This window comes from Streptomyces nymphaeiformis, from assembly GCF_014203895.1.
GTDB lineage: Bacteria > Actinomycetota > Actinomycetes > Streptomycetales > Streptomycetaceae > Streptomyces > Streptomyces nymphaeiformis.
The window spans coordinates 465548-477823 of record NZ_JACHJY010000001.1; the positions used below are offsets into that span (position 1 = coordinate 465548).

The following is a 12276-nucleotide window of genomic DNA, read 5'->3' on the forward strand; positions in this document are numbered from 1 at the left end:
GGCTTCGAAGCCCCGCCCGACCCCGTGTCAGGGCGGGGCTTCGGCGTGTCAGGGGCCACTTCCGGAGCCTCCGGAGGGCCCTGGGCCTGTGGCTACACTGTCGGAATGACCTGGCTCATCACCGGCGGCGCCGGTTACATCGGTTCCCACGTCGTCAAAGCAATGACCGAGGGCGGCGAGCGCGTCGTCGTGCTGGACGACCTCAGCACCGGCAACCCGGCGCGCGTCCCCGAGGGCATCGTCCTGGAGCAGGGCACGGTCCTGGACCGCGCGTTCCTCGACCGGGTGCTGCGCGAGCACCAGATCACGGGCATCGTCCACCTGGCCGGCAAGAAGCAGGTCGGCGAGTCGGTCGAGAAGCCGCTGTTCTACTACCACGAGAACGTGACGGGTCTGCAGACGATCCTCGACGCGGCGGCCTCGGCCGGCGTGAAGAGCTTCCTCTTCTCCTCCTCCGCCTCCGTCTACGGCATGCCCGACGTGGACCTCGTCACCGAGGACACCGAGTGCCTGCCGCTCAGCCCGTACGGCGAGACGAAGCTCGTCGGCGAGTGGATGGCCCGCGCCGTCGGCCAGGCCCACGGCCTGTCCACGGCCTGCCTGCGGTACTTCAACGTGGCGGGCGCGGCGGCCCCCGAGCTCGCCGACACCGGCGTGTTCAACCTGGTGCCGATGGTCTTCGAGCGCCTCGACGCCGGCGAGTCCCCGCGCATCTTCGGCGACGACTACCCGACGCCGGACGGCACCTGCATCCGCGACTACATCCACGTCGCCGACATCGCGAGCGCCCACCTCGCCGCCGCCCGCTCGCTCGCCGCGGCGGCCGAGCGCGGCGAGACGGCCGCGCTGACCCTGAACATCGGGCGCGGCGAGGGCGTGTCGGTGCGCGAGATGGTGAACCTCATCAACGAGGTCACCGGTCACAGCGTCGAGCCCCTCGTGACCCCGCGCCGTCCGGGCGACCCGGCCCGCGTGGTGGCCTCGGCCGAGCGCATCGAGACGGAGCTGAACTGGAAGGCGGAGCACGACGTCCGCTCCATGATCAGCTCGGCCTGGGAGGGCTGGGGCGTCAACCGCGCGGCCCGCGCGGCCGTCTGACACGCACGTTCCGCGTTCTGCGGAGGCGGGGTGCCCCCTGGGGGGTACCCCGCTTCGGCGTGCCCGGGTTCCGCGGCCGGGTTCCGCGGGCCGGCTCCGGGCCGGCGGATCTCCTCAGGGCCGGTGGATGCGGCCCACGCCGTAGTACGTGGCCGTGCACTGCGCCGCCCAGTCCCGCTCGTACGAGGACGCGAAGAGGGGTTCGGTGAGGCCGCCGATGAGGAGCGGCCTGTACGCGACGTCACGGGCGCCCGCCGCCGCCTCGCCCCGGATGCGGGCGTTCTGACGGTCCCACGCCACGGAGCGCACCACCGTGCTCGTGGTCAGCGCGTGCACCGGCTGCACCAGGGCGGCCGCGCTGCCCACGGCGACCGTGCCGACCGCCACCAGGACCGCGACGCGTCCGGCGGGACGCGCGCCCCCCGAGAGCCGCCGCCCCACGGCGTACCCGCCCCACGCCCCGTACGCGCACAGGGCGAGCAGCAGCGGGAGCAGGAAGCTGGTCCAGGTGCGGGCGTAGGTCCAGCCGACGTCCCCGTACCCGCTGCGCAGCCCGAAGACGACGGCCAGCCCGGCGAGGCCGATCAGCGGCAGCGGCAGCAGCACCGCCACGAGGAAGAGCCGGCGCGGGGGGAGTTCGAAGGCCCTCTCCTCCCGGAAGCCGGCGGCGAGCGCCAGACCGAGCAGCGCGCCGACGGCGGCGGCCCCCAGGTACGCCCACTGGCCGCCGATCGTCTGCCAGAGGCGCCACCAGTCGTGGAAGGTCTCCCCGACGCTCGCGGCCGACAGCGGCTCCGCCGGGTGCTGGGCCCGCCGCCAGCGCGCTCCGGGGGAGGTGTAGAGCAGGGCGAGGCCGGTGACGAGCCCGAGGCAGGCCGCCGCGCACCAGGTGGACACGTACCGGTCCCTGGTCCAGCCGAACCGGGGCAGACAGAGGACCCCCACGGTGGCCGCGAACACCCCGGCCACCAGGGAGAACGGTTCGCTCAGCATGCCGAGCGCCACCCCGATCAGGAGCGCCGCCCCCACCGCCGCGGCCCTGGCCCGGCGCACTCCGCCGCGCGCCGCGCGGACCGCGCCGAGCACGGTCCAGACGCCGATCACGGCCGGCAGGGTGTGGGAGATCGTCGCCGGAGCCCAGAGCAGCACCTGGTACGAGCGGGTGCCGGCGAAGAACAGCAGCGCGGAGACGAGCGCCGCGGCGGCCACGAGCGGCACGGCGGGCGGCGCGGCCCGGTGCAGCGAGCGCAGCGCGGTGCGGCCGAGGAGGAACAGGCCCACGCCCAGCGCGAGGATCAGGAAGGCGGGCAGCAGCTTCGGGCCCCGCATGCCGTCGGAGTAGAGGACACCGGTGAGGAAGGCGTTGGTGACGCGCCCGTTCTGGGTGCGGTAGAAGTCCGAGGTGATCCCCAGGACCCCCATGTCCCGGGCCTTCCACAGCGCACACCAGTCGTCCGACGTGGGGCGTACGTAGAGGCCGAGGAAGGCGCCGACCGAGAGCAGCGCCCCCGAGGCGGTGGCGACGACGAGCGCGATCCAGGGCGGCACCCGCCGCAGACCGCCCCGGGCTCCGGCCGCGTCCTTCGTGTCCTCCGTCTCCATCCGTGTGTCACCGTGCTCCGAGATGGTCGTCCTGCTCACCGGTCATCGCTCCAGCTGGCCAAGATCCGTGGCATGTCACCCCTATGGGTGAGAAATGGTTAAAAAAGCCACGTATACCAATATCTTCCCCGCATGCTTTGCCCCATGGACGACATGCCGACCAGGGGTGGTCACTCGGGCGACGCCGAGCAGTCACCGCCCCGCCGTACCGTGGCCGCGCTGCTCGAAGGAGAGTCCGGTGGCGGTCCTTCCAGTCCTTCAGGACGTCCTCTCGCCCATCCCTCTGGAGTGACCGTTCCATGACCAGGCTTTCCGTCGTCGTCCCCTGCTACAACGAGGAGGACGTCGTCGAGCGATTCGACACGCGGATGCGACAGGTGCTCGACGCACTCCCGGTCGGGTACGAGATCTGCTACGTCGACGACGGAAGCTCCGACGGAACGCTCGGCAAACTGCGCGAGATCGCCGCCCGGCACCCGCAGCACACCCAGTACGCCTCCTTCAGCCGCAACTTCGGCAAGGAGGCCGCCATGCTCGCCGGCCTGCGCAAATCCACCGGAGACGCCGTCGTCATCATGGACGCCGACCTCCAGCACCCGCCCGAGCTGCTCGCGCGCATGCTCGACCTCTACCACCAGGGCCACGACCAGGTGATGGCGCGGCGCACCCGCGAGGGCGACAAGAAGGTCCGTACGGCGCTCAGCCGTGTGTACTACCGGGCCGTCAACCGCTGGGTCGACGTCGAACTCACCGACGGCGTCGGCGACTTCCGCCTGCTCTCCCGGCCCGCCGTCGACGCCCTGCTGTCGCTGCCCGAGTACAACCGCTTCTCCAAGGGCCTCTTCTCCTGGATCGGCTTCGACGCCGTCACCTTCGACTACCAGAACGCCGCGCGCGAGGGCGGTGAGACGAAGTGGAAGTTCAGCTCCCTGCTCAACTACGGCATGGACGGGCTGATCTCCTTCAACAACCGTCCGCTGCGCATCGCCCTCTGGCTCGGCATGATGCTCACCGGCCTCGCCGCCCTGTACGCCGTCTGGGTGACCGTCGCCGCGATCACCCAGGGCGTCACCGCACCCGGCTACGTCACCCTGGTCGCGATCATCGTGGGGCTCGGGGGCGTGCAGATGGTGATGCTCGGACTGATCGGCGAGTACATCGGCCGCATCTACTACGAGACCAAGCGCCGCCCGCACTTCCTCGTGAAGGAGACCCACCGCTCCTTCGACCGCGCGGCCGCCGAGCGCGCCGCCGCCGCACGGGTCCGCGTCGTGACCGCCGAGCGGGAGCGTTGATGGGGCACGGCCGGGAAGCTGGCGACCCCGGAACGCGGAAGGCTTCCGGCGCGCGGAGTACTCCTGGGGCCCAGGACGTTTCCGGTGGGCCGAGTGCTTCCGGTGGCCAGGGCGTTTCCGGCGCCCCGAGTGCTTCCGGCGCGCGGCGGGCGCGGCTGGCCGAGATCTTTCGCTTCGCGCTGGTCGGCGGCGTCAACACCGGGACGTTCTTCGGCTGTTACCTGCTCCTGCACCCCTGGATGCCGTACTTCGCCGCGTACTCCCTCGCCTTCCTCCTCAGCATGATCGGCTCCTTCTTCCTCAACACCTACTTCACCTACCGCACCCGGCCGACCTGGAAGAAGTTCGCCCTCTTCCCGCTCACCAACGTCACCAACTACCTGGTGCAGAGCGTCGGTCTCTACGTCCTCGTCACCTGGGCCGGCATGGACGACAGGATCGCGCCACTCGTCGCGGCCGTCGTCGCGATCCCGTTCACCTACCTGATCTCCCAACGGATCCTGGTGCCCCGTGGCACCCGCGGCACCGCCACGACCGGTCCAGGGAGCGAAACGGACGAGCGGCAGCCCTCCCGGCTCGCGTAGATTGCCTGGCAGCCGCGGCGGGGAGCGCGCGGCGCGTGGGACAGCCGAGTGAGGACGACGCAGGTGGCGACGCAGGTGACGGGACACGTGACGGGACAGACGGACGTGGCGAGGCAGTACGTGACGGAGGCCCGCAGGATCGTCGTCAAGGTCGGCTCCTCCTCGCTCACCACCGCCTCAGGAGGCCTCGACGCCGACCGCGTCGACGCCCTCGTCGACGTCCTCGCCAAGGTCCGCAGCGGCGGCGAGCGGGAGATCGTCCTCGTCTCCTCCGGCGCCATCGCCGCAGGCCTCGCACCGCTCGGCCTCACCCGCCGGCCCAAGGACCTCGCCCGCCAGCAGGCCGCCGCCAGCGTCGGCCAGGGCCTCCTCGTCGCCCGCTACACCGCCTCCTTCGCCCGCTACGGCGTCCGCGTCGGCCAGGTCCTCCTCACCACCGACGACACCAGCCGGCGCGCCCACTACCGCAACGCGTACCGGACCCTGGACCAGCTCCTCGCCATGGGCGCGCTGCCCGTCGTCAACGAGAACGACACCGTCGCCACGGACGAGATCCGCTTCGGCGACAACGACCGGCTCGCCGCCCTCGTCGCCCACCTCGTCCGCGCCGACCTGCTCGTGCTGCTCTCCGACGTCGACGGGCTCTACGACGGGGACCCGTCCAAGCCCGGCACCTCGCGGATCGCGCAGGTCGAAGGACCCGCGGACATCGCCCACGTCGAGATCGGCTCCGCCGGCAAGGCGGGCGTCGGCACCGGCGGCATGGTCACCAAGGTCGAGGCCGCCCGGATCGCCGCCGCCGCCGGCATCCCCGTCGTCCTCACCTCCGCGAGCCGCGCCGCCGACGCCCTCGCCGGCCGGGACACCGGCACGTACTTCCACCGCACCGGCCGCCGCTCCGCCGACCGCCTGCTCTGGCTCGCCCACGCCTCCACCCCGCAGGGCCACCTGAGCCTCGACGACGGAGCCGTACGGGCCGTCGTCGAAGGCAAGAAGTCCCTGCTCGCTGCCGGTGTCGCGGCCGTCGAGGGCGACTTCGTGGCCGGCGACCCCGTCGAGCTCCGCGACACCTCCGGCCGGGCCGTCGCCCGCGGCCTCGTCAACTTCGACGCCAAGGAGCTGCCCCGGATGCTCGGCCGCTCCACGCACGAACTCGCCAAGGACCTCGGACCCGAGTACGAGCGCGAGGTCGTCCACCGTGACGACCTGGTCGTCATCCGCTGACGGGGCCGACGCCGAAACGGCTGAAAGTCCGGCCATCCGGAAGGGACGTTTACCAAAACCGCCCCAAGTACCGCCTCGGGCTGGTCAACTTTGTCTCGGGGGTAAGACAAGGCGGGGTACAGCACCACACGCATCACACAGGAGGCCGCCGGTGAGACGAGCGCGCCCAGGGGCACCGCCCCGCGGGACTGCCGAACGCGCCCTGACCAGTGTCGAGGCCGGAGCCGACTTCGACGAGGCACGGGACAGGTCGGACAGGTCGGACCTGCCCACGGACAGGAAGACCGAGACCACCACCGAGACACGTGAGGAACGGCCGGTGTCCAAGCTCTGGCACATCACTCTGAGTGTGTCGGGCGTGGAGTCGCCGCTGAAGGAGGTGCGACGCGGGCTCGAACAGCTGGCCCACGACCACCCCTTCCTGCTGACCAGCCGCTACGCCAACGACCACGCCGAGATCCGGTACTGGGAGGAGGCCCGCGACCTGCACGACGCGGCGGCCGTCGCCCTGCGCCTGTGGGGCGAGCACCGGCAGACCGCCAAGCTGCCGCCCTGGGAGATCGTGGGCCTCGAGGTCATCGACCGCGAGACCTACCACCAGCGCATCGCGGAGGGCTACGGCCCGCCCCCGGCCGCCCCGGTCGGCGTCCACCCCTACTGACGGGCGCGCGTCCCCGGCCAGGGACGCGCTCCCGCGGCGGTGGTACGTCTCGGAGTGCGGGATACGTGAGGGATGTCCGCAGAGGTGCCAGTACCCTGCGGACATGACCTCGCTCACGCCCCTCGACAACCTCTCCCCGGTCACCCGGGCCGCCTACCGGGCCCGTGGCGCCGCCGCCGAAATCGCGCCACTCCCGCGCGCGGCCAAGGACGACGCGCTCCTCGCGATCGCGGACGCCCTCGAAGTCCGCACCGCGGAGATCGTCGAAGCCAACGCGGTGGACATCGCGAAGGCCCGCGAAGCCGGGACCAGCGAGGCCATCATCGACCGGCTCACCCTCACCCCCGAGCGCGTCCGGGCCATCGCGGCCGACGTCCGCGACGTCGCCGCGCTGCCCGACCCCGTCGGCGAGGTCGTCCGCGGCTCGACCCTCCCCAACGGCATCGACCTGCGCCAGGTCCGCGTCCCGCTCGGCGTCGTCGGCATCATCTACGAGGCCCGCCCCAACGTCACCGTCGACGCCGCCGCCCTCTGCCTCAAGTCCGGCAACGCCGTCCTGCTCCGCGGCTCCTCCTCCGCGTACGCCTCCAACACCGCCCTGGTGACCGTCCTGCGTGACGCCGTCGGCGGCGCCGGACTGCCCGCCGACGCGATCCAGCTCGTCCCCGGCGAGTCCCGCGACTCGGTCCGCGAGCTGATGCGCGCCCGCGGTCTCGTGGACGTCCTGATCCCGCGCGGCGGCGCCTCCCTCATCCGCACCGTCGTCGAGGAGTCCACCGTCCCGGTCATCGAGACCGGCACCGGAAACTGCCACGTCTACGTCGACGCCCAGACCGACCTCGACATGGCCGTCGACATCCTGATCAACTCCAAGGCCTCCCGGGTCAGCGTCTGCAACGCCGCCGAGACCCTCCTCGTCCACCAGGACGTCGCCGAGGCCTTCGTGCCCAAGGCCCTCGCCGCGCTCGCCGAGGCCGGCGTCACCGTCCACGCCGACGAGCGGGTCCTCGCCCTCTCCGAGGGCTCCAAGGCCACCGTCGTCCCGGCCGTGCCCGAGGACTGGGAGACCGAGTACCTCTCGTACGACATCGCCGCCGCCGTCGTCGACTCCCTCGACAAGGCCGTCGAGCACATCCGGATGTGGTCCTCCGGCCACACCGAGGCGATCGTCACCACCTCGCAGGCCGCGGCCCGCCGTTTCACCCAGCTGGTCGACTCCACCACGGTCGCCGTGAACGCCTCCACCCGGTTCACGGACGGCGGCCAGTTCGGCTTCGGCGCCGAGATCGGCATCTCCACCCAGAAGCTGCACGCCCGGGGCCCCATGGGCCTTCCCGAGCTGACCTCGACCAAGTACATCGTCACCGGTGACGGTCACGTGCGGTAACACCTCCTTTCGGTACGGGGGTGGACGGGCAGGGAGACTTCGCACTCTCCCTGCCCAAAAGCACCTTGCGGGTCTACTCTGAATCCGTGCCGGACGACGTGGGGGGCAAGCCGTTCCAGGACGGCGGGGACCCCGAGGACGCAGTCGACCGCGGAGGCGCCGACGAGGTCTGGGCCGACGTGGTCTTCGACGAGGACTTCGTCAGGGCCGCCGCCTTCCACGAGCCCACCGCGGTCGAGCGGCTCCTCGAAGCCGCGCAGGCCCGTGCCGAGGCCGAGGCGGCCCGCGCCCGCGCCGGCGGCGGATCCGTCGAGGACGACCTCTACGAGGACGGCCCGGACGCCGTGGGCCTGACCTACGAGCCCGACGACATCGGCGACGACGCCAGCCCCTACGGCCGCCACGGCGGGGCCCTGCGCCCCTACCGGGGCCGCGCCCGCTGGCTCCGGCCCGTCGCCTGGGTCCTCGCCCTCGTCATGGGCGTCGGCATGGTCGCCCTCGCCTTCAGCGCCGTCTACCGGGGCGCGGCCGCCAACCACGAGGACCAGGTCCCGCCGCCGGCCACCACGGGCGTCGACACACCGAACCCGAACCCCGCCCCGCCGGCCGCCCAGGCCCCCGCGCCCGCCCCCGTGGCCCGGTCGGCGTCACCCCGTTAGGCGCCCGGCGCCCCTCCGTCACACTCCGACGGCGGAATTCTTCCGAACTTGTCTCCGGGCGTTTACCGAAGCCCGTGCGGACCTACCCTGAAGGTATGGCAGGGCGTGGCGACCCGCCTGAGGGGACACCCGAGGGGTTCCCCGGCGGTGGTGAGGACGAGTACCGATCCGTCGTCTTCGACGAGGCGTTCATCCGCGCTGCCCACCTTCAGGAGTTCTCGGCCCGGGAGCGGATGGGCGAGCACGCCCAGGCCGTCCGCAGCCGCTCCTCCTGGGAGACCCGGAGCGGCTCCCGCCAGGCGGTCCTGCTGGTGCTGCTGATCCTCCTCGCCTTCGGCACCGCCATCTACCTGGGTGTCCGCAACCCGTACCAGCCCCCCGTCGACCAGCGGGCCGAGCCCCTGCGGACCACGGTCGTCCCGCTCGCCCCCCAGGGCGCCGTCCCGGGCGGCACGCCCGACCGCCTCTTCGCCCACAGCCCGGCCGCCGAGTTCCGCACCGGGGCCGCCGGCATCAACCTGCCCGTCGCCGGGCGCACCTCCCACTTCGCCGAGAGCCAGGTCGTCACCGGCCTGAGCATCGCCAAGGAGTATCTGGTGGCCTCCGGCCTGGAGCCGGACGTCCTGTCCGGGGCGACCGTCCGGCCCGCGCGCCTGCTGCTCGACCCGGACCAGCTGGAACAGTTCGACCGGAGCGTCGAGTCCCCCGCCGACGACGGCCGACACGCCCTCGCGGCCTGGCTCATCCGCTTCGACCCCCGTCAGGTGGCCCTCGCGGAGCCCGCCGCCCGGGTGCAGGGCACCCTCCGCTTCGAGGAGACCGGCCCCGACACGCTGGACGTCACCGCGGACCACACGTACACCTACGCCCTCCGCCCGGTCGCCAAGGGCGCGGGCCCGGTCGCCGCGGCCTCCCTCTTCACGGTCCACCGCGTGGTGCACTTCCGCTTCGACCGCGAAGACCTCCGCATGCACCGGGCCGAGCTGCTGACCAGCACCGTGGAGGCCGGCCCGCAGGCGTGCGGCGCCGACACCACCGGCTCCCTGAAGCCGCTCCTGGCGGGAGCGCGGGCCTCCGACGTGAGCGCCGGCCCGGCGGTCACCGACCCGTACGCCACCGCCCGACCCGCCGCCCCCGGCCTGTGCGGAGCCCTGGCCCCGAGCGCCTTGCCGTCCCTCTGAACGCCCCAGGGTCTTCTAAGCGCCTCAGGGTCCTCTGAGCATCCCAGGGCCCTCCGCGCGTCCCCGGGTCCTCTGAGCGTCCCCGGGCCTTCCGAGCGTCCCCGGGGCCTCCGGCGCCCCCGGGGCCTCTGAGCGTCTCAGGGCCCTCCGGGCGCCCCCGGGTCCCGCCCGCAGGTCAGCCCTAGCCCGGGACCGCCCCGGCTCAGCCCTCGCTCTTGGCCTCCCCGGACGCGCCGCCCGTCTCCCGGCCCCCGCTCTCGCCCCCGGTTTCCTTGCCGCCGGAGGCCTGGCCGCCGCCGAAGCGGTTGCGCAGCCGACCGCCCAGGTCGCCCGCCAGGTCACCGGCGCCGCCGGCTATGTCCCCGACCAGCTTCAGCAGGGGATCCTTGCTGGTCCGCACCGTGTCGGCGTAGTGCCCGGCCGACTCGCGGAAGGAGTCCGAGACCGAGGTGTCCTTGTCCTCGGAGCGCTTCGGGTAGTGCCCGTCCATGATCCGCTGGAAGTCGCGGCTCTCCGACCACTTCTTCAGCTCCGCCGCGCGGACGGTGGTGAAGGGGTGCGAGCGCGGCAGCACGTTGAGGATCTTCAGGACCGAGTCCCGCAGGTCCCCGGCCTTCTCGTACTCGTCGGCCTGGGCGAGGAACGCGTCCACGTTCATCTCGTGCAGGTGGTTGCCGCCGGCGATCTTCATCAGGCCGCGCATGGAGGCCAGTACGTCCTGGCCGACGAGGAGGCCGGCCCGGTCGGCGGAGAGCTCCGACTTGCGGAACCACTCGCGCAGCCCCGTCACGATGGCCGTGATCGCGACCGTCCCCAGCGGGATCCAGGCGATCTTGAGCGCGAGGTTGGTGAGGAACAGCAGGATCGTGCGGTACACGGAGTGCCCGGAGAGCGCGTGCCCGACCTCGTGGCCGACGACCGCCCGCATCTCCTCCTCGTCGAGGAGCTCCACCAGACCGGTGGTGACCACGATGATCGGCTCGTCGAGGCCGATGCACATCGCGTTGGGCTTGGGGTCCTGGACGACGTACATCGGCGGGACCTTCTCCAGGTCCAGGATGTAACAGGCGTCCCTCAGCATGTCGTTGAGGTGGATGAACTGCGCGTCGCTCACCCGGACGGAGTCCGAGAGGTAGAGGAGTCGCAGGCTGCGCTCCGGCAGCAGGCCGCTGAGCGCCTTGAAGGCCGTGTCGAAGCCGCTGAGCTTCCGCAGCGCCACAAGGGCGGAGCGGTCGGCCGGATGCTCGTAGGCCCGCGAGGAGATGCCGGGGAACCGCTTGCGCTGCCTGCTCGGCACGTTCCCCTGGTCGTTCCCGGTCATGGATGCCCCCTGTTCGTACGAGTCGGTGCTCGTCCCCCTGACTGAACCCAGCGTAGGCGCTGGCGCTACCGTGTGCCGGGGGCCCTGTGGATAACTTGGGCGCCGAGGACGACCGAAGGGCACGACCGACATGCCGGACACCGCCGACACCGCAGCCGCGCTGCTCGCGGCCGCCGCGCAGCAGGGGCCGGGAGACACGCTCCGCATCCTGCTGCTCGTCTCGATCGTGGGCGGAGCCCTGCTCGCCTGGTTCCTGCTGCGGGGCTATCGCAACGACGGCACGGACGACACCGGCGACGGCGGCGGCACGGACCGCGACGCCAACGCCTGAGTCGGCGTGAGCACGCGGCGACCGCCCGCATACGATGTGCGCGAAGTCTCCGCTCCCATCCCCGATCGATAGGTCTGCCGACGATGAGTCTCCACAGCGCCGCCGCCCACCTGGTCACCCTCGCCGAGGGTGCCGAGAACGGCGGCAACCACGACAGCCTCAGCCCCTACCTCACCGGCTTCGGTGCCTTCGGCACCCTGCTCCTGCTGCTGTGGATCACCACCCGCTTCAACCGCGACCGCTGAACCGGAGACCGCTGATCCGGCGTCCGCCGCCGTGCCAGTAGGCTCTGCACGCATGGGAGAGCAGGAAATGCCTACTGGCGGGCGCGCGAAGCGCCGACTCGGCGTGATGGGCGGAACCTTCGACCCGATCCACCACGGACACCTGGTGGCGGCCAGCGAGGTCGCCGCCCTGTTCCACCTCGACGAGGTGGTGTTCGTGCCGACCGGGGAGCCGTGGCAGAAGACCCACAAGGTCGTCTCGGCGGCCGAGGACCGTTATCTGATGACGGTCATCGCCACGGCGTCCAACCCGCAGTTCTCCGTGAGCCGGATCGACATCGACCGCGGCGGCGCGACGTACACCATCGACACCCTGCGGGACCTCGCGTCCCTCAACAGCGACTCGGACCTGTTCTTCATCACCGGGGCCGACGCGCTGTCGCAGATCCTCACCTGGCGCGACGCCGAGGAGCTCTTCTCGCTCGCCCACTTCATCGGCGTCACCCGGCCGGGCCACGACCTCACCGACGACGGACTGCCCAAGGGCGGGGTCTCGCTCGTCGAGATCCCCGCGCTCGCCATCTCCTCCACCGACTGCAGGGCGAGGGTCGCGCAGGGCGATCCCGTCTGGTACCTGGTCCCGGACGGCGTGGTGCGCTACATCGACAAGCGCCAGCTGTACCGCGGCGAGTGACCTTCGGGGAGGGGC

General features: G+C 72.1%; 13 protein-coding genes. 11 read left to right on the plus strand and 2 right to left on the minus strand.

Going from position 1 to position 12276, the window contains the following annotated elements:
* Positions 1-105: 105 nt before the first annotated feature.
* Entirely contained in the window at positions 106-1098 is a 993-nt protein-coding gene (gene galE, locus GGE06_RS01960) for a UDP-glucose 4-epimerase GalE (RefSeq protein WP_116161027.1), read from the plus strand.
* A 114-nt stretch (positions 1099-1212) separates the two neighbouring features.
* On the opposite strand, the gene GGE06_RS01965 is transcribed toward galE, so the two are convergent.
* Entirely contained in the window at positions 1213-2739 is a 1527-nt protein-coding gene (locus GGE06_RS01965; protein WP_184929883.1) for a DUF6056 family protein, read from the minus strand.
* A 260-nt stretch (positions 2740-2999) separates the two neighbouring features.
* Here GGE06_RS01965 and GGE06_RS01970 point away from each other — a divergent pair, with 260 nt between their 5' ends.
* The 7 genes from GGE06_RS01970 to GGE06_RS02000 all read left to right on the plus strand — a co-directional run bounded on the left by GGE06_RS01970 (position 3000) and on the right by GGE06_RS02000 (position 9691).
* Positions 3000-3995, plus strand: a complete 996-nt coding sequence (locus GGE06_RS01970) for a glycosyltransferase family 2 protein (protein WP_116161029.1) — start codon at positions 3000-3002, stop codon at positions 3993-3995.
* A 155-nt stretch (positions 3996-4150) separates the two neighbouring features.
* Positions 4151-4579 carry a GtrA family protein gene (locus GGE06_RS01975; RefSeq protein ID WP_116165541.1) on the plus strand — a complete coding sequence of 143 codons (429 nt, stop codon included), beginning with the start codon at positions 4151-4153 and terminating at the stop codon, positions 4577-4579.
* Between the two features lie 120 nt (positions 4580-4699).
* Positions 4700-5803 carry a glutamate 5-kinase gene (gene proB, locus GGE06_RS01980; RefSeq protein WP_184930164.1) on the plus strand — a complete coding sequence of 368 codons (1104 nt, stop codon included), beginning with the start codon at positions 4700-4702 and terminating at the stop codon, positions 5801-5803.
* 151 nt (positions 5804-5954) lie between these two features.
* Positions 5955-6464: a DUF8830 family protein gene (locus tag GGE06_RS01985; protein WP_116161030.1), complete on the plus strand. Its 510-nt coding sequence runs from the start codon at positions 5955-5957 to the stop codon at positions 6462-6464.
* 103 nt (positions 6465-6567) lie between these two features.
* On the plus strand, positions 6568-7851 hold the full coding sequence (locus tag GGE06_RS01990) for a glutamate-5-semialdehyde dehydrogenase (RefSeq protein WP_116161031.1): 1284 nt from the start codon (positions 6568-6570) through the stop codon (positions 7849-7851).
* A gap of 86 nt (positions 7852-7937) precedes the next feature.
* A complete protein-coding gene (locus GGE06_RS01995; RefSeq protein ID WP_312883002.1) occupies positions 7938-8510 on the plus strand; it encodes an SCO2584 family spore wall biosynthesis protein in 573 nt (190 codons plus the stop codon).
* A gap of 95 nt (positions 8511-8605) precedes the next feature.
* Positions 8606-9691, plus strand: a complete 1086-nt coding sequence (locus GGE06_RS02000) for an SCO2583 family membrane protein (protein ID WP_116161032.1) — start codon at positions 8606-8608, stop codon at positions 9689-9691.
* 202 nt (positions 9692-9893) lie between these two features.
* On the opposite strand, the gene GGE06_RS02005 is transcribed toward GGE06_RS02000, so the two are convergent.
* Entirely contained in the window at positions 9894-11012 is a 1119-nt protein-coding gene (locus GGE06_RS02005) for a M48 family metallopeptidase (RefSeq protein ID WP_116161033.1), read from the minus strand.
* Positions 11013-11142: 130 nt separating this feature from the next.
* On the opposite strand from GGE06_RS02005, the gene GGE06_RS02010 reads away from it, so the two are divergent.
* The 3 genes from GGE06_RS02010 (at position 11143) to nadD (ending at position 12261) form a co-directional block, all read left to right on the plus strand.
* A complete protein-coding gene (locus GGE06_RS02010; protein ID WP_116161034.1) occupies positions 11143-11343 on the plus strand; it encodes a hypothetical protein in 201 nt (66 codons plus the stop codon).
* 83 nt (positions 11344-11426) lie between these two features.
* On the plus strand, positions 11427-11588 hold the full coding sequence (locus GGE06_RS02015; RefSeq protein WP_181924634.1) for a hypothetical protein: 162 nt from the start codon (positions 11427-11429) through the stop codon (positions 11586-11588).
* A 52-nt stretch (positions 11589-11640) separates the two neighbouring features.
* Positions 11641-12261, plus strand: a complete 621-nt coding sequence (gene nadD, locus GGE06_RS02020; RefSeq protein ID WP_116161035.1) for a nicotinate-nucleotide adenylyltransferase — start codon at positions 11641-11643, stop codon at positions 12259-12261.
* The last annotated feature ends 15 nt before the right edge of the window (positions 12262-12276 follow it).